This is a genomic window from Pseudomonas sp., from assembly GCF_049300855.1.
Lineage (GTDB): Bacteria > Pseudomonadota > Gammaproteobacteria > Pseudomonadales > Pseudomonadaceae > Aquipseudomonas.
This window is the reverse complement of the sequence record NZ_JBAQKH010000014.1, coordinates 59016-76887: the sequence shown is the minus strand read 5'-3', so window position 1 is coordinate 76887 and position 17872 is coordinate 59016. Positions and strand designations below refer to the sequence as shown.

Sequence of the window (17872 nt, the reverse complement as noted above, 5' to 3'; positions counted from 1 at the left end):
CCGAGTTTGTGCCCTGTATCGATTATGGATTCAAAGCAAATCGTTCACGTCGGTGGATTTCTGCAGCATCCCCCAATCAGTCCCCTCTCCCTTTGGGAGAGGGTTAGGGTGAGGGGGCTGTTGGATCAGTCGGCGATCTAGACCGCAACGTGATACGGATTCCTCGGATCATGATTCCAGTCCAGAAACGGTTTCCCCGTCTCCATCGGCACCATCTCGATGCAATCCGCCACCGGACAAGTGATCTGGCACAAGTTACAACCCACACACTCCTCATCAATCACTTCATATTTATGCGTGCCGTCCGCCTGCTTCAGACTGCCAATCGCCTGATGTGAAGTGTCCTCGCAAGCAATGTGGCAACGCCCGCAACCAATGCACGCGTCCTGATCAATCTTCGCGATCACCTGATAGTTGATGTCGAGGTACTTCCAGTCGGTGGTATTGCCCACCGCACGCCCGGCAAACTCACTGATGCTGGCGTAACCCTGACTGTCCATCCACCGCGACAACCCATCCTTCATCTCTTCGACAATGCGGAACCCATGCAGCATCGCCGCCGTGCACACCTGCACCGCGCCGCTGCCCAGCGCCATGAATTCTGCCGCATCACGCCAACTGCCAATGCCGCCAATCCCGCAGATCGGCAAGCCCTGGGTCTGCGGATCGCGGGCGATTTCGGCGACCATGTTCAGCGCAATCGGCTTCACCGCCGAGCCGCAATAACCGCCGTGGGTGCTTTTGCTGCCGACGGTGGGCAGGGCGACCATGTGCTCGAGATCGACGCTGGTGATCGAGTTGATCGTATTGATCAGCGACACCGCATCGGCACCACCACGGTGGGCCGCGCGGGCGGCGACGCGGATGTCGGTGATGTTCGGCGTCAGTTTGACGATCACCGGCAGCGAGCAATAGGTCTTGCACCAGCGCGTGACCTGCTCGACGTACTCCGGCACCTGACCGACCGCCGCGCCCATGCCGCGCTCAGGCATGCCGTGCGGGCAACCGAAATTCAGCTCGATACCGTCAGCGCCGGTGGCTTCCACCAGCGGCAGGATGTGTTTCCACGATTCCTCCACGCACGGCACCATCAGCGAAACGATCAGCGCGCGATCCGGCCAGTCCTTCTTCACCTGAGTGATTTCGCGCAGGTTGATCTCCAGCGAACGGTCGGTGATCAGCTCAATGTTGTTGATGCCCAGCACTTCGCGGTTATTGCCGTAATGCGCCGAGTAACGCGACGAGACGTTGACCGCCGCCGGATCCTCACCGAGGGTTTTCCAGACCACGCCACCCCAGCCGGCTTCAAAGGCGCGGACCACGTTGTAGGCTTTGTCGGTCGGCGGCGCGGAGGCCAGCCAGAACGGATTTGGCGCTTTGATGCCAGCGAAGACTATCGACAGATCGGCCATTTACGCAGCCTCCACGTTGAGCATCAGTTGAGCGTTGATCGCCTCGGCGGCGCGTTTGCCATGTTGCACGGCTTGCACGGTGAGGTCTTGATCGAGGCTGGTGCAGTCGCCGCCGGCATACACGCCGGGGATGCTGGTGCGCAGGTGTTCATCGACCTGAATGCGTTCGCCCTGACGCTTGAGTTCGCGGGCCAGCGGGTCGGCGAGGGCGCTGCCATCGAAGGCCTGGCCGATGGCTTTGAAGATCGCATCGGCGGCCAATTCGAAGGTCTCGCCGGTGGTTTGCAGGCGACCGTCGACCAGATCGGTGCGGGCGAAACGCATGCCGCGCACGTGGCCCTGATCGTCGAGCAGGATTTCTTCCGGTTGCGCCCAGGTCAGCAGGCGCACCTGATTGGCTTTGGCGATGTCTTGCTCATGACCGGTAGCGCCCATGTCGGCGGCGCCGCGGCGATACACCAGATTGACGTCGCGGGCGCCGAGGCGGGCCATTTGCACGGCCATGTCGATCGCGGTGTTGCCGGCGCCGAGGACGATGCAGCGTTCGGCCAGCGGCAGTTGCGTGAGGTCATCGGCCTGGCGCAGTTCGCGAATGTAATCGGTGGCAGCGAGCAGACCGGGTGCATCTTCGTGGGCCAGACCGAGTTGTTTGCTGGCATTGAGGCCGAGTCCGAGGAACACCGCGTCGAACTGTTGATGCAGTTCGCTGAGGCTCAGGTTTTCTCCGAGTTTGTGCCCGTGACGAATTTCGATGCCGCCGATCTGCAGGAGGAAATCCAGTTCCTTCTGCGCGTAGTCGTCGACCAGTTTGTATTTGGCGATCCCGTACTCATTGAGGCCGCCAGCCTTTTCCCGAGCTTCGAAAATCACCACGTCGTGACCGTGCATGGCACTGCGATGGGCGCAGGACAAACCGGCCGGGCCGGCACCGACCACGGCAATGCGTTTGCCGGTGGCGGCAGCGCGCTGGAACGGGTGTTCGCTGAAGTGTGCGTTGTCCACAGCGTAGCGTTGCAACAGGCCGATCAACACCGGCGCGCATTCGTGGGCGTTGTTGCGCACGCAGGCTTGCTGGCAGAGGATTTCTGTCGGACAGACGCGGGCGCAACTGCCACCGAGGATGTTCGCCGAAAGGATTTTCTGCGCCGCACCCGGAACGTTGTCCTGATGGATATTACGGATGAACGACGGGATGTCGATCTCGCTCGGGCACGCATTCACGCACGGCGCGTCGTAGCAGTACAGGCAGCGCGAGGCTTCCAGATGCGCCTGCCGGTCGTTGAGCGGCGGCGCCAGATCGGTGAAATGCCCGGCGAGGGCGGCCGCGCTTTCGTGCGGGTGGGGGAGATGGTTCAGGGTCTCGATCACGGTTTTGTGCCTCACGGTTATTGAGGTTCTCTGCCTCTGTCGGGCAGTGGTTGATCGTTCCCACGCTCTGCGTGGGAATGCCTCTAGGGACGCTCTGCGTCCAGTGACGCGGAGCGTCACGGGCTGCATTCCCACGCAGAGCGTGGGAACGATCATTTATGAGGCCGAAGGCCTGGATTTCAGCGTTTCACAGCAACTGGCTTGTGCAACTCAGCCCGCTTGCTCAACAAATCAAACACCGCCGGATACGCCGGCCGTTCGATGTACCGCCCGGCACCGCGCTCGGCGCGCAGGTCGCCATCGGCCCAGACCACCCGGCCCTGGCTGACGGTATGGCTCGGCACGCCGCGCACGGTCTTGCCTTCGAAGATGTTGAAGTCGACCTGCTGATGGTGGGTCTTGGCGGAAATGGTGCGGGTGCCTTGCGGGTCCCACAGCACCAGATCGGCATCGGCGCCGACGCGAACCGCACCTTTGCGCGGATAGAGGTTGAAGATCTTCGCGGTGTTGGTAGAGGTGAGGGCGACGAAGTCTTGCATCGACAAACGCCCGCTGTTGACGCCTTCATCCCACAACACCGCCATGCGATCTTCGATTCCGGCGGTGCCGTTGGGAATCTTGCTGAAGTCATCACGGCCGGCGGCTTTTTGCTCGGCGCAGAAGCAACAGTGGTCAGTCGCGGTGGTGTGCAGGTTGCCGTTTTGTAGCCCGTGCCACAGCGCCTCTTGATGACCACGCGGACGGAACGGCGGGCTCATCACATAACCGGCAGCGGTCTGCCAGTCCGGGTGTTGATAAACGCTGTCGTCGAGCAGCAAATGCCCGGCGAGCACTTCGCCGTACACCGGTTGGCCCTTGCTGCGCGCATAGGTGATTTCGTCGAGGGCTTCCTTGGTCGAAACGTGTACCAGGTACAGCGGCGTGCCGATGGTTTCGGCAATGCGAATCGCCCGGCTCGCCGCTTCACCTTCAACCTGCGACGGCCGCGACAGCGGATGCGCCTCCGGCCCGGTGATGCCTTGGGCCATCAACTTGCGTTGCAGGTGATAGACCAACTCGCCGTTTTCCGCGTGCACGGTCGGCACGGCACCGAGCTCAAGGCAACGCTCGAAGCTCGCCACCAGCGTGTCGTCAGCCGCCATGATCGCGTTCTTGTAAGCCATGAAATGCTTGAAGCTGTTGATGCCGTGATGGCTGACCAGTTCGGCCATTTCCTCGCGCACCTGCTCGCTCCACCAGGTGATTGCAACGTGGAAGCCATAGTCGGACGCGGACTTTTCCGCCCAGCCGCGCCACTGATGAAACGCTTCCATCAGCGACTGCTGCGGATTGGGAATCACAAAGTCGATGATTGATGTGGTGCCGCCGGCAAGTCCAGCCGCCGTGCCACTGTAGAAATCCTCACTGGCCACGGTGCCCATGAACGGCAGTTGCATGTGGGTGTGCGGATCAATGCCGCCGGGCATCAGGTATTGGCCACTGCCGTCGAGGACTTCGGCGCCGGCGGGAATATCAAGGTTTTCACCGATGGCTTTGATCACGCCGTCGGCGCAATAGACGTCGGCGCGATAACTTTCATCATGGGTAACAACGGTGGCGCCACGGATCAACAGAGACATTCCGAGTTCCTCGCAGGCATTGACCGACTTGTGTCGGTTCTAGATGTTTTATTGATGTACGGCGTTGCAAGGTGTATTCCTGTCAGCGCTGTCAGGAATAGAAACTAGTCGCAGATTTGCAATAGATCAAGATTATTTTTTATAAGCTTATGACTGTTTTAAGTGTTTGAAAAATAACGATAAAAAAAGAAAAACACCAAAATGGTGAGGCCGTTCACCATTTTGACGCACTTGACAGGATGGAAATATGAGCAAGATTTCCTATGTGAAATCAGCCGCTTGAAGTTGAGCTGCGGCTGCTCGCTCACGATGAAAATAAATGCAGTGCACCAGTTTGAGTCCTGTCTGTTCGGACAACTTGCCAAGTGTTTAGCCTGAGCACCCAGACAAGTTTCCGCGAACTCCTCCGGTGAATAATTAAAACTGATGAATATCAGAAAGTTGCAAAGCGTTTAACCCTCGGCCCGATGCGTAAGCGGGGCACCCGGCACGTTTATTGATGCCGCCGCTGACACCATGGCCGGTGCACGAAAGTTGTCAGTTCCTCCGGCCATCGTCCGGTTCGTACCCTCGGGTGCAGCCGCCTGATGAGCAAAAAATAATCAGAAGAACAATGGAGCGGCCATGCAACAGAACAGATCGCAAGTGACCGAGCGCGACGGCTTGTACGAGCTTGAAGCCGGCAGCGACGTCCTCGACAGTCCCCGTTACAACCACGACATGGCACCGACCAAGGTGCGCGAACGCACCTGGAACAAATGGCACATCACCGCGCTGTGGGTCGGCATGTCGATCTGTGTGCCGACTTATACCCTCGGCGGGGTGCTGACGGCTTACTTCGGTCTGACCGTCGGCGAAGCGCTGCTGGCGATTCTGTTCGCCAACGTCATTGTCCTGATTCCGCTGACGCTGAATGCGTTTCCCGGCACCAAGTACGGCATTCCCTTTCCCGTGTTGCTGCGCTCGTCGTTCGGCATTCTCGGTTCCAACGTGCCGTGCCTGATCCGCGCACTGGTGGCGTGTGGCTGGTTCGGTATTCAGACTATGTTTGGCGGGCTGGCGATTCACCTGTTTCTCGGCTCGGTGTTCGAGGGCTGGAAATCCCTCGGCGGCACGGGGGAGGTGATTGGCTTCATGATCTTCTGGGCGCTGAACCTGTGGGTGGTGATTCGTGGCGCCGAGTCGATCAAGTGGCTGGAGACGTTGTCGGCGCCGCTGTTGGTGGCGGTCGGCATCGGCTTGCTGGTGTGGGCGATGCCCAATGTGTCGATGACCGAACTGCTGGCGATTCCGGCCAAGCGTCCGGAGGGTGCCAGCGTGGTCAGTTACTTCGCCGCCGGGCTGACCGCGATGGTCGGTTTCTGGGCGACGTTGTCGCTGAACATTCCCGACTTCAGCCGTTACGCCAAGAGCCAGAAAGACCAGATTCTCGGGCAGATTTTTGGCTTGCCGCTGACGATGTTTCTGTTCGCCTCCCTCGGCGTGATCATGACGGCCGCGTCGGTGAAACTGGTCGGTGTGACCGTCTCCGATCCGGTCAGTCTGATCGGGCATATCCAGAGCCCGGTGTGGGTCGCGGTGGCGATGGCGTTGATCATCATCGCCACGCTGTCGACCAACACCGCCGCCAACATTGTTTCGCCGACCAATGACTTCCAGAACATCGCACCCAAAGTCATCAACCGCACCAAAGCGGTGTTGCTGACCGGGTTTGTCGGACTGTTATTGATGGGCCATGAACTGCTGAAAAAACTCGGTCTGATCGTTTCCGATGTCAGCCTGGAAACCGTGTATTCCAACTGGCTGTTGGGCTATTCGAGCCTGCTCGGGCCGATCGCCGGGATCATGGTGGTGGACTATTTCCTGATCAAGAAACAGCAACTGGACCTGGCCGGGTTGTACCGCGACGACGTCTACCCGGCGTGGAACTGGGCCGGGTTTCTCGCCTTTGGGGTGCCGGTGGTGCTGACGTTGCTGTCACTGGGTAGCGATGCGTTCAGCTGGTTCTACAGCTATGGCTGGTTCACCGGCTCGGCGCTGGGCGGGATTATTTATTACGGGTTGTGCGTGATGCGTGCGCAACCCTCGGTCGTTAAATCAGCGGTGTAACTCATGATCGTTCCCACGCTCTGCGTGGGAATGCAGCCCGGGACGCTCCGCGTCCCAACAGCGGACGCGGAGCGTCCATGGATAATTTCCCACGCAGAGCGTGGGAACTATCGGTATCAGCACTGAGGAGATCCCCATGAACGCAGCCGTAGACGTTCTGCAATCGACCCATCAGCACATCAACCGCGACCGCCTGTGGGCTTCGCTCATGGAACTGGCCAAACTCGGCGCGACGGTCAAGGGCGGGGTCTGTCGCCTGGCCCTGACCGATCTCGACCGCCAGGCCCGCGACCTGTTCGTGCAGTGGTGCAAGGACGCCGGATGCAGCGTCACGGTCGATGCCGTCGGCAACATTTTCGCCCGTCGCCCGGGGCGCAATCCCGACCTGCCGCCAGTGATGACCGGCAGCCACATCGACACCCAACCGACCGGCGGCAAGTTCGACGGCTGCTTTGGCGTACTCGCTGGCGTCGAAGTTCTGCGCACCCTCAATGACCTGAAAGTAGAAACCGAAGCGCCGCTGGAAGTGGTGGTCTGGACCAACGAAGAAGGCTCGCGCTTCGCCCCGTGCATGATGGGCTCCGGTGTGTTTGCGGAGAAATTCACCCTCGAAGAAACCCTCGCCAAAGTCGATGCCGACGGCGTCACCGTTGGCGAAGCGCTGAACGCCATCGGCTACGCGGGTCCGCGTAAAGTCAGCGGGCACAAGGTCGGCGCCTATTTCGAAGCTCACATCGAACAAGGCCCGATCCTCGAAGACGAGCAGAAAACCATCGGCGTGGTGCTGGGCGCGCTGGGGCAGAAGTGGTTCGACCTCAAGCTGCGCGGCGTCGAGGCGCATGCAGGCCCGACGCCGATGCACCTGCGTAAAGACGCCTTGGTCGGCGCCTCGGTCATCGTCGGTGCGGTCAACCGCGCCGCCCTCGGTCATCAACCACACGCCTGTGGCACCGTCGGCTGCCTGCAAGCCTATCCCGGCTCGCGTAACGTCATCCCCGGCGAAGTGCGCATGACTCTCGACTTCCGGCATCTGGAACCGGCGCGCCTCGATTCGATGATCGCTGAAGTGAAGCAAATCATCGACGCCACCTGCGAAGAACACGGCCTGACCTACGAGCTGACCCCGACCGCCGACTTTCCGCCGCTGTATTTCGAAAAAGGCTGCGTGGAAGCCGTGCGCGGCGCGGCGAAAGGGCTTGGTTTGTCGAATATGGACATCGTCAGCGGCGCCGGACATGACGCGATTTTCCTCGCCGAACTCGGCCCGGCCGGGATGATCTTCGTGCCGTGCGAAGGCGGCATCAGCCACAACGAAATCGAGAACGCCGCGCCGGATGATCTGGCGGCCGGCTGCGCGGTGTTGTTGCGGGCGATGCTGGCCGCTTCGGCGATGGTCGCGGCCGGTAAAGCCGCCGCATAAAGACAAAGGATCGCAGCGCTGCAGGCGCTACCGCAGGCTGCGATCTTTTCCTGTCACCCAAACGTCATAAACCTGTGCGATGTTGCCGGCCCATGAAAATCATCACCTCCGGCGCGTCCTACCTGGACATCGACGCCTACGCCTGTTGCATCGCCTACGCCGAACTGTTCAATCGGCAAGGCATTGCCGCCCGCGCCGTCAGCAGCGCGCCAGCCAATGCCAGCGTTTCACCAAGCGTGCTTGGCTGGGCTTCAGCTTTTCACGAGTACGTGCCGACATCCGACGATGAATTCGTGTTGGTCGATGTCTCGGACTATCACCATTTCGACCCGTTGGTGGTGCTCGAACGGGTGGTAGAAGTCATCGATCATCATCCGGGGTATGAGCATTACTGGGCGCAGAAGCTTGGGACTGGCGCCGATATTCGTCCGATCGGCGCTGCGGCAACCCAAATCTTTCAGCGCTGGGAAGGCGCAGGTTTGCTATCCGCCATCAGCTCGCACAGTGCGGCATTGCTGGCCACCGCGATTCTCGACAATACGCTGAACTTCACCGGACAGATGACCACTCCTGCCGACATCAAGGCCTACGCCGACCTCGCTTCACGGGCAAAACTGCCGGCAGACTGGCCCCGGCAGTATTTTCTCGAATGCCAGGCCAGCATCGAATCGGACCTGGCCGCTGCGTTGGCGGCCGACTCGAAACGAATGAAGCCCGACAGCAACCTGCCGGGCTTCTTCGCACAAATGACCGTGTGGGATGCTGACGCTCTGCTGCAAAACCACCGGCCGATGATCAAACGCTGGATGGCCGAGCAGGGCGACGACTGGCTGCTCAATGTGATCAGTATCCGCGACCGCAAAAGCTGCTTTCTGGCGCCAGCCGAGGTCAGCCAACAAAAGCTCAATCATTTATTGCCACTCGACTGGCAGGCCGGGCAGGCCGTTCGCGCGCCGTCAATGCTGCGCAAGGAACTGTTGAAATTGGCACTGGACGCTGCCCTTCACTGCGCACCAAACACCATCGTCCAGTAAACCCCTTCAGCACTGCGCGCCTCACTGGCAAACCCGGCACCGACCTGAGTGAACATCGGGTTCATCAAATTGGCGCAATGTCCGGGGCTGGCCAGCCATCCGGCCATGGCCTTGCCCGGCGAACTCTGCCCGGCGGCGATGTTTTCGCCGATTTGCCGGCCACGATAACCCGCCGCGCGGGCGCGATCGGCGGGCAGGTCACCGTCCGGATCCTGATGGGCGAAATAGTTGCCGTAAGCCATGGCTTTGCTGTGCCCTTGGGCAGCGGCGCCCAATGCGGCATTCCAGCTCAATGGTCGGGCGGCGGCGAATCGCTGACGTCCGCACATCTGTGGTCGCGCACGTGCGGCATTGACCTCGGCGAGCAGGGCCTTGCCGACGCTGCGGTTATCGCCAACGCGGCTGTCGAACACCGGTTGCGCCAACACCACTTGCCACTCATTGCGCGACCGGCTGACGCCGATGTCGGCGTAGCTCGCATCCAGCAGCGCGGCGCAGTGGTCGTTTTGCAGCAGGTCGAAGGCCTCTTCGGCATCCTCGGCGCCAACCACGCGAATACTGCGCACCGCGACGGCGGAATACCCGGACGATTTCAGCGCTTCTCGCATGCCACCGGCGTAGCGATAACCGATCGGCAAGGCCAGATTCGACTTCAACGCCAACGGCGCCAGCCGTTGCGCCGGGCGCCGATCGCAGCGTTGCGGATGGGCGCGATAGTCGTTGATGGCAGCTACCAATTGTCGCTCCGCACCGGCATGGGCGGTTGCCGCGAACAAGGGTGAAAGGATCAGCAGGCACAACGAAACCAAGCGAGACGAACGAACGGCGTGGCGCATGAGACGGGCAGCTCTGAAGAGGACAGCGCAAAGGAGTGAACCGCAGAACGCGGCGCGGGTAGGACTGAGGAATCGGGACTTGGTTCACCGATTCAACACATTCCCCATCCACTGCAAATACTGCGCACGGTCGGAAATCGAGTTATGCCCCGAATCCGGCACCACCCTCAACGTCGCCACGCCTTGCGGGAAACTCTCCAGCAAACGCTGCGTGCTGGCGCGGGGAATCACCTCGTCGTCACTGGCCGCGAGCAACAACGTCGGCACGCGGATATGCGCGGCGTACTTGCCTGATTCAAAGCGATCCTTGAGCAACCACTTCACCGGCACCCACGGATACTGCCGCGCCGCAATTTCTTCGAGGCTGTTGTAAGGCGTCACCAGAATCAGCTGTTGCACCGGCCGCTGACTGGCCAGGCGCACCGCGACGCCGGAACCAAGACTGCGCCCGACCACGGCCACCTGCGGATGACTGGCATAGACCTGATCGAACAGCGCCAGCGCATCCTCGGCAATCGCCTCCTCGGACGGTGAGCCGCCGCTGCCACCGAAGCCACGATAGTTGAGCAGATACACCGCGTATTCAGGAAGCGCCTCGGCAAACTCCGGCAGATTGCGCGAGACGTCCTCGGCATTGCCGCCGAAATAGATCAGCGCCCGCGATCCGGCGCGCTCGCGAGTGACCACCGAAACCTGCGCATCCGGCATCGCCAGTGTCATCCGTGAATCGGCGCCGTTGACCGAGTTGGGTTGCGGAAAATAGATCAGCGAACGCTGAAAAAAGAACAGCGCCGCGCACAGCACCAGATACACGGCAACGATCAATACGACGAGTGACATCAGGGTTCGGGACATTCGGCTACTTTTAACGGTGTGTGAAAGTTGGCTGTCGCAGTGTAGTCCAGCCCTGCCACCGGGCCGCTCGCACACACAACATGCAACAGATCCACGCAGCAGGGGAACCAGCATGAGCCACACTGAGGGTTACTCCCGTCGCCGATTGCTCACGCTGGCTGCCGGGGTTTCGGCGGTCTTCACCTTTGATCGGGCGTTGGCCACTGCCACGACACCCGCGACCACCGGAGGCCACGCCATGCAGACCCGCGCCATCCCGTCCAGCTCCGAGTCGTTGCCCATGGTGGGTCTTGGTACTTATCGCGGTTTCGACGTCGCCCCGGGTGATCCGGCCTACCGGCAATTGCCGGCTGTGCTTGATGAGCTGTTTGCCAAGGGCGGTACGCTGATCGACAGCTCACCGATGTATGGCCGCGCCGAACAGACCACCGGCGAATTGCTGTCCATCCACGAGCCGCGTTCACCGGCGTTCCTGGCGACCAAGGTGTGGACGCGCGGGCGCGCGGAGGGCGTCGCGCAGATGGAGCAGTCGTTCAGCCTGCTGCGTACCGAACGCATCGACCTGATGCAGATCCACAACCTGCTCGACTGGCAAACTCATCTGCCAACCCTGCGCGAATGGAAAGCGCAGGGGCGCATTCGTTACATCGGCATCAGCCATTACACCGCGTCCGCCTACGAAGAAGTCGAAGCGGTGCTGAAGGCTGAACAATTGGACTTCCTGCAAATCAACTACGCCCTCGATGACCGCGGCGTCGAAAAACGCATTCTGCCGTTGTGCCGCGAGCGCGGCGTGGCGGTGATCTGTAATCGGCCGTTCGGGGGCGGGGGATTGCTGGCGCGGCTCAAGGGCAAACCGCTGCCGGCGTGGGTGTCGGATGTGCAGGTCAACAGTTGGCCGCAACTGGCGCTGAAATTTCTGCTTTCGCATTCGGCGGTGACCTGCGTGATCCCCGGCACGGGCAATCCACGCTACATGGCCGATAACGCCAGGGCCGGGTTCGGGCCGATGCTCACCGATGCGCAGCGGCATCAGTTGATTGCGTTGGTGGGCTGACGATCTCGCCGGCGACCGCGACTTGGCGTTGGTTCCTCAACACTTTAATTTCCAAATGGTCTGAAGGACTGTCATATCTGACAGTTGGAAGGCTTTTGCTGGCGAGCAATCATGGAGACTCCTGTTTCGCCGAAGAAGAACAATCATGGACGTGCACAGCCGCAGATGTGCTTATTTCACTGGGGTTTGCCTCGCATTGATTGTGTTCGCGGCCTACGCCTTCGACGAACAGTATGTGTGCATGGGCATGCAACGCGGACAGATTGCGACGGTATCTGCCAGCTCGGTGGAGGTGGCAGTCAAAATTGCCAAGGCGTGCTGGGGCGCTGCGGGTTGTTATAAAAAGTGACTAGCCCTCAACCGCGATAGCGCAGCGCCTCCAGCAACAACGCAAACGCCGGCGCAGCCTGACGTCGGCTCGGGTAATACAGGTGATACCCGGCAAACGTCGGGCACCAATCTTCAAGCACCTGCAGCAGACGGCCGTCGGCCAGATACGGCGCGACGATGTTTTCCGGAATGTAGCTCAGGCCGAAACCGTCCACTGCAGCGTCGCGCAGCGGGTAGACGCCATTCAAGGTGACCTGCCCGGAAACCCGCACTTTCAGGCTTTCGCCAGCCTTCTCGAACTCCCACGTGTACAACCCGCCATTGGTCGGCAGGCGCAGGTTGTTGCAGGCATGCTCGGTCAGATCGCGTGGGGTTTGTGGCCGGGGGCGATGGGCGAAATAGGCGGGTGAACCGACCACGGCCATGCGCATGTCGGGGCCGATACGGGTGGCGATCATGCCTTGCGCGACGTCCTCGCCGAGGCGCACGCCGGCGTCGAAACCCTGACCTGCGATGTCAACGAAGCCGTAATCGCTACAGACCTCGACGGCGATGTCCGGGTACTGCGGCAGAAATTCCTTGAGCACCGGGCGCAGCAGCCAGTCCAGCGAGTGGTCGGTGGCGCTGAGGCGAATCTTGCCGGCAGGGGTGTCGCGCAGGTTGCTCAGCGCCGTCAGTTCCCGTTCGATTTCTTCGAAGCGCGGGCCGATGGTTTGCAGCAGATGTTCACCGGCCTCCGTGGGCGAGACGCTGCGGGTGGTGCGCGTCAGCAGGCGCAGGCCCAAACGGGCTTCAAGGGCACGGATGGTATGGCTCAGTGCCGATTGCGAAACGCCGAGTTTGGCCGCCGCTTTGGTGAAACTGCGCTCGCGGGCCACGGCGAGGAAGGCGAGCAGGTCGGTGGCATTTTCACGCAGCATTGATGAGTTTCCTGCATAAGTTTTTTCGAATTTTAGTCGATTATCTGAACAGTGGGCGTCGTTAGAGTGGTGGCATTGTTTATCTGGAGGAATTGCCATGAACCCGATTGCCGCTTCTGCGCTGAGCCTTTCCCTGCTGGCGGGTGAGGTGCAGGCCAATGAGCCCCCGCGAGTGACGGTCACACCCAATGGTTCGCAACCGTCGGCCAAAGGCCCGGCGGACTGGTTCACCGGCACGGTCCGCGTCGATGCGCCGTTCAAGGGCACCGATGAGGCGCGGGTCAGTGGTGCGACGGTGACGTTTGAACCGGGCGCGCGTACCGCTTGGCATACACATCCTTTGGGACAGACCTTGATCGTCACGGCCGGTTCCGGGTTTGTGCAGGAGTGGGGGCAGCCGGTGCGTGAGATTCGTCCTGGCGATACGGTGTGGATTGCGCCGGGGGCCAAGCATTGGCATGGGGCGGCCGCGACCACGGCGATGACGCATATCGCGATTGCCGAAGTGCTCGATGGCAAAGTGGTGGAGTGGATGGAGCAGGTGAGTGCTGAGCAATATCCGCGATCCGAGTGAAGCGCTTCCCTCACCCCAGCCCTCTCCCGGAGGGAGAGGCGGTCGACCGCTGTGTCTTGCGTCTTACATCGACCTGAGAGACCGAGTCGATTATGGATTTACAGCAAAACGCTATCCGTCGACCTGAAAGTGCTGTGTCGATTATGGATTCACAGCAAGACTTTCAGGTCGGTGAAATTCTCCAATATCCCCGGATCAGTCCCCTCTCCCTCTGGGAGAGGGCTAGGGTGAGGGCTCTATTCAGGCGTTCAGATCATCTCCGGCAGTGAAGAGAGGATTTTATCGAGGGTGATCGGATAGTCCCGCACCCGCGCCCCCGTGGCGTTGTAAATCGCATTCGCCACCGCCGCACTGACCCCGCAAATCCCCAACTCACCGACACCCTTGGCCTTCATCGGCGAAGAAATCGGATCAGTCTCATCGAGGAAGATCACCTCCTGATGCGGAATGTCGGCATGCACCGGCACTTCATAGCCCGCCAGATCATGATTGACGAAAAACCCCAGCTTCTTGTCCACCGCCAACTCTTCCATCAACGCCGCACCGACGCCCATGGTCATCGCGCCGATCACCTGACTGCGCGCCGCTTGCGGGTTGAGAATGCGTCCGGCCGCGCACACCGCCAACATCCGGCGCACCCGCACTTCACCGGTTGCGGCATCCACCGCCACCTCGACGAAGTGCGCACCAAAGGTCGACTGCTGATACTGCTTGGCGAGGTCGCCAAACTCGATGCTGTCCTCAGCCTCCACCACGCCGTTTTGCGCAGCATTGCGCAGCGGCACGTGCTTGTCGCCAACCCGCACCTGACCGTCGACAAACTCCGCCTGATCCGCCGCCATGCCCAGCTTGCCCGCCACTGCCTCACGCAGTTTCATGCACGCGGCATACACCCCGGCAGTCGAGCAGTTGGCGCCGAATTGCCCGCCGGAACCTGCCGACACCGGAAAGTTCGAATCGCCCAGATGCACACTCACATCCTTCAAACCAACGCCCATCATCTCAGCGGCGGTCTGCGCGATGATCGTGTAACTGCCGGTGCCGATATCGGTCATGTCGGTTTCCACCGTGACCTTGCCATCGCGCTCCAACCGCACCCGCGCGCCAGACTTGACCAGCAAGTTGTTGCGAATCGCCGCGGCCACGCCCATGCCGATCAGCCAGCGGCCCTCGCGTTGTGAGCCCGGTTGCGGATTGCGCTTATTCCAGCCGAATTTCTCCGCACCGGTTTGCAGGCATTCGATCAAGCGCCGCTGCGAAAACGGCCGCTCGGTTTTCACCGGGTCGACCTGAGTGTCATTGAGAATGCGGAACTGGATCGGATCGAGTTTGAGCTGTTCGGCCATCTCGTCCATGGCAATTTCCAGCACCATCAATCCCGGGGTTTCGCCGGGCGCGCGCATGGCGTTGCCTTCGGGCAAATCAAGCGGAGACAAACGCATGCTGACCTGCCGATTTTCCGCCGCGTACAACAACTGACTCGGTTGCGCAGCGACTTCGACTTTGCCTTCCGCCAGATTGCCCGACCAGCCTTCGTGAGCGATCGCCGTGAGTTTGCCGTCCGCCGTCGCGCCCATGCGAATGCGCTGAATGGTCGCCGGGCGGTGAGTGGTGTTGTTGGCGATCTGCGGGCGGGCGAGGGCGACTTTCACCGGTCTGCCAGCCATGCGCGCACCGAGGGCGGCAAGGATCGCATCGGCGCGCACGAACAGTTTGCCGCCGAAGCCGCCACCGATGTACGGCGAGATCAGCCGGACTTTTTCCTTGGGCAAACCGAGGGTGGCGGCGATGTCGTCGACGCTCCAGGCGATCATCTGGTTCGACGTCCACAAGGTCAGTTGATCGCCTTTCCACGCCGCCAGTGTGGCATGCGGTTCCATCATCGCGTGGGACTGATCCGGCGTGGTGTAGGTCTGGTCGAACTGCACTGGCGCTGCGGCGAACGCTTTGGCGAAATCACCGTGAGTGACATCGGGCAATTCCTCTTTTGGCTCGACACCTTTATCGCGCACGCTGGCCAGATCGAATTCGCCCTTAGCGGCGACATAATCGACCTTGACCATTTGCGCAGCGGCGCGCGCCTGTTCAAAGGTCTCGGCGACCACCAGCGCAACGGCCTGGTGATAGTGCTGAATCTGCGGCCCGGCCAACAAATGCGCGGCATTGTATTTGCCCTTGCCGAGTTTGCCGGCGTTGGCGGCGGTGACGATGGCGAGCACGCCGGGCGCGGCTTTGGCGGCCTCAAGATCGATGTTATTGATCCGCCCCTTGGCGATGGCCGAGCCGACCATGACGCCGTAAGCCTGATGGGCCACCGCCTCATGCTGCTCATAGGCGTATGGCGCCTGACCGCTGGTTTTCAGTGGGCCTTCGATGCGCTCGGTGGGATGGCCGATGACCTTCAACTGGTCGATCGGGTTGGTGGTGGCGGGCGTGTCGAATTTCATGCTGGCTCCCTCGCTTGCGCCAACACCGCACCGAGCGTGCGCTCGACCAGGGTCAGTTTGAATTGGTTGTCGTGGGTCGGTGTAGCGCCGTCGAGCAGGCGCTCGCTGACGGCTTTGGCGCCTTTCGGTAGCAACGCTTCGGCGGCTTCGACCCGCCATGGTTTCGGCGCGATACCGCCGACGGCAACGCGACCGCTGCCGTCCTGTTGCAGGATCAGACCGACCGACACCAGCGCGAACGCATAGGACGAGCGATCGCGCACCTTGTGATAGATGTGCGTGCCGCCGAGCGGTGCGGGCAGTGTCACCGAGGTGATGAACTCGCCGGGCGTCAGGCTGGTTTCGATGTTCGGCGTGGTGCCGGGCAATTGATGAAAATCAGCCATGGCGATACTGCGGGTGCTGCCGTCGGGTTTCACCGTTTCAATCTGCGCATCGAGGGCACGCATGGCGATGGCCATGTCGCTCGGGTGCGTGGCGATGCACGCGTCGCTGACGCCGATGATGCCCAACTGCCGACTGACCCCGCCAATTGCCGCGCAGCCGCTGCCGGGTTGGCGTTTGTTGCAGGCCTGATTGGTGTCGTAGAAGTACGGGCAGCGCGTGCGTTGCAGCAGGTTGCCAGCGGTGCTCGCCATGTTGCGCAACTGCCCGGAAGCCCCGGCGAGCAGGGCGCGAGAGAGCAGAGCGTAGTCTTTTCTGATCCGCGCGTCGGCCGCCAGATCGGTGTTGCGCACCAGTGCGCCGATGCGCAAGCCGCCTTCGGGCGTGGCTTCGATCTGGTCCAGACCGAGGTGATTGACGTCGATCAGTTGCAGCGGCGTTTCGATGTCGAGTTTCATCAGGTCGAGCAGGTTGGTACCGCCGGCGATGAACCGCGCGCCTTCAAATTGCGCGGCTTGTGCGGCGGCAGCGGCGGGGGAGTCGGCGCGGCTGTAATTGAACGGTCTCATGCCGGCACCTCCGCGACTTCAGTGATCGCTTCGATGATGTTCGAGTAGGCGCCGCAGCGGCAGATGTTGCCGCTCATGCGCTCTTGAAGCTCGCTGGCAATCAACTGCGGCGCCTCGGTGAGGCGTTCACTGACGTGGCTGGGAATGCCATCGCGGATCTCTTTGATGACCGCCACCGCCGAGCAGATCTGCCCGGGTGTGCAATAGCCGCACTGATAGCCGTCATGTTTGATGAACGCGGCTTGCATCGGGTGCAGATTGTCGGGCATGCCGAGGCCTTCGATGGTGGTGATTTCACGGCCTTCGTGCATCACCGCCAACGTCAGGCAAGAATTGATCCGTCGGCCATCGGCGATCACCGTGCAGGCGCCGCACTGGCCGTGGTCGCAGCCTTTTTTACTGCCGGTCAGGTGCAGGTGCTCGCGCAGGGCATCGAGCAGGGTGGTGCGGTTGTCGACGTCAAGCGCACGCGGCTTGCCATTGACGTTGATGGTCACTTTACTCATGGCCGGTTTCTCCAGATTGGCGGCGTAGGCCTTGAGGCTGATAAACGGAGGCATTGCGAACGCCGTCGCGGTGACGGCGCCGAGGATCAGAAATCTGCGTCGGGAAATCGTCATGGTTCGATTCCTTTTCTCTCTTCATCAGGGCAGCAGGGTCATGGATGGCCCAAGCGGGCAGCCAGCGTCATCGCCGGTCTCGTTAAGGAGTGACTGCCGGGAAGAGGAAAAGGTTTTGTCGGATTTGCGCTATAGAGTTATGTGCACAGTTCATCAATCCAGGGAGCAACACAAACTACTGTGGGAGTGAGCTTGCACGCGATAGCGTCTAGTCAGTCAACATGAGTGTTGAATGACAGGGCCTCATCGCTGGCAAGCCAGCTCCCACAGGTTTCCATGGGGTGAATGGACTCGTGTTTACAGCATGAATCCCTGTGG

General features: G+C 61.1%; 15 protein-coding genes. 6 read left to right on the top strand and 9 right to left on the bottom strand.

The annotated features are described in order from the left end of the window. Window positions 1-137: 137 nt before the first annotated feature. The 3 genes from preA to hydA form a co-directional block, all read right to left on the bottom strand. A complete protein-coding gene (gene preA / locus WA225_RS04605; RefSeq protein ID WP_422607024.1) occupies window positions 138-1412 on the bottom strand; it encodes an NAD-dependent dihydropyrimidine dehydrogenase subunit PreA in 1275 nt (424 codons plus the stop codon). Next, the gene (locus WA225_RS04600; RefSeq protein ID WP_422607023.1) at window positions 1413-2780 is read right to left on the bottom strand and encodes an NAD(P)-dependent oxidoreductase; all 1368 of its coding nucleotides are present in this window, start codon (window positions 2778-2780) and stop codon (window positions 1413-1415) included. Between the two features lie 179 nt (window positions 2781-2959). Continuing rightward, a complete protein-coding gene (gene hydA, locus WA225_RS04595) occupies window positions 2960-4399 on the bottom strand; it encodes a dihydropyrimidinase (protein WP_422607022.1) in 1440 nt (479 codons plus the stop codon). Window positions 4400-5023: 624 nt separating this feature from the next. On the opposite strand from hydA, the gene WA225_RS04590 reads away from it, so the two are divergent. From WA225_RS04590 to WA225_RS04580, 3 genes are all read left to right on the top strand, one after another. Then, the gene (locus tag WA225_RS04590; RefSeq protein ID WP_422607021.1) at window positions 5024-6508 is read left to right on the top strand and encodes an NCS1 family nucleobase:cation symporter-1; all 1485 of its coding nucleotides are present in this window, start codon (window positions 5024-5026) and stop codon (window positions 6506-6508) included. A gap of 136 nt (window positions 6509-6644) precedes the next feature. Beyond that, the gene (locus tag WA225_RS04585; protein ID WP_422607020.1) at window positions 6645-7928 is read left to right on the top strand and encodes a Zn-dependent hydrolase; all 1284 of its coding nucleotides are present in this window, start codon (window positions 6645-6647) and stop codon (window positions 7926-7928) included. A 92-nt stretch (window positions 7929-8020) separates the two neighbouring features. Continuing rightward, window positions 8021-8962, top strand: a complete 942-nt coding sequence (locus WA225_RS04580; RefSeq protein ID WP_422607019.1) for a DHH family phosphoesterase — start codon at window positions 8021-8023, stop codon at window positions 8960-8962. Here WA225_RS04580 and WA225_RS04575 read toward each other — a convergent pair. Both WA225_RS04575 and WA225_RS04570 read right to left on the bottom strand, forming a co-directional pair. Then, window positions 8932-9798, bottom strand: a complete 867-nt coding sequence (locus tag WA225_RS04575) for a CAP domain-containing protein (RefSeq protein ID WP_422607018.1) — start codon at window positions 9796-9798, stop codon at window positions 8932-8934. The two genes, WA225_RS04580 and WA225_RS04575, sit on opposite strands and share 31 nt — an antisense overlap. 84 nt (window positions 9799-9882) lie before the next feature. Further along, window positions 9883-10653: an alpha/beta hydrolase gene (locus WA225_RS04570; protein WP_422607017.1), complete on the bottom strand. Its 771-nt coding sequence runs from the start codon at window positions 10651-10653 to the stop codon at window positions 9883-9885. 112 nt (window positions 10654-10765) lie between these two features. Between WA225_RS04570 and WA225_RS04565 the strand changes: the two genes are divergently transcribed. Next, a complete protein-coding gene (locus tag WA225_RS04565) occupies window positions 10766-11710 on the top strand; it encodes an aldo/keto reductase (protein WP_422607016.1) in 945 nt (314 codons plus the stop codon). A gap of 145 nt (window positions 11711-11855) precedes the next feature. Continuing rightward, window positions 11856-12059 (top strand): hypothetical protein, encoded by a 204-nt coding sequence (locus tag WA225_RS04560; RefSeq protein WP_422607015.1) that lies wholly within the window; start codon window positions 11856-11858, stop codon window positions 12057-12059. A gap of 7 nt (window positions 12060-12066) precedes the next feature. Here the strand turns inward: WA225_RS04560 and WA225_RS04555 are convergent, their stop codons facing one another. Beyond that, window positions 12067-12960 (bottom strand): LysR family transcriptional regulator, encoded by an 894-nt coding sequence (locus tag WA225_RS04555; RefSeq protein WP_422607014.1) that lies wholly within the window; start codon window positions 12958-12960, stop codon window positions 12067-12069. A gap of 97 nt (window positions 12961-13057) precedes the next feature. Here WA225_RS04555 and WA225_RS04550 point away from each other — a divergent pair, with 97 nt between their 5' ends. Continuing rightward, window positions 13058-13534: a (R)-mandelonitrile lyase gene (locus WA225_RS04550; RefSeq protein ID WP_422607013.1), complete on the top strand. Its 477-nt coding sequence runs from the start codon at window positions 13058-13060 to the stop codon at window positions 13532-13534. A gap of 248 nt (window positions 13535-13782) precedes the next feature. Here WA225_RS04550 and paoC read toward each other — a convergent pair whose 3' ends face one another. From paoC to paoA, 3 genes are read right to left on the bottom strand one after another with little or no spacing between them, the layout of a single operon-like run. Beyond that, complete coding sequence (gene paoC / locus WA225_RS04545; protein WP_422607012.1) at window positions 13783-15981, bottom strand: aldehyde oxidoreductase molybdenum-binding subunit PaoC; 2199 nt, start codon at window positions 15979-15981, stop codon at window positions 13783-13785. Then, entirely contained in the window at window positions 15978-16934 is a 957-nt protein-coding gene (locus WA225_RS04540; protein WP_422607011.1) for an FAD binding domain-containing protein, read from the bottom strand. The genes paoC and WA225_RS04540 overlap by 4 nt, the downstream gene beginning before the upstream one ends. Then, on the bottom strand, window positions 16931-17554 hold the full coding sequence (gene paoA / locus WA225_RS04535; protein ID WP_422607010.1) for an aldehyde dehydrogenase iron-sulfur subunit PaoA: 624 nt from the start codon (window positions 17552-17554) through the stop codon (window positions 16931-16933). The genes WA225_RS04540 and paoA overlap by 4 nt, the downstream gene beginning before the upstream one ends. Window positions 17555-17872: the final 318 nt, after the last annotated feature.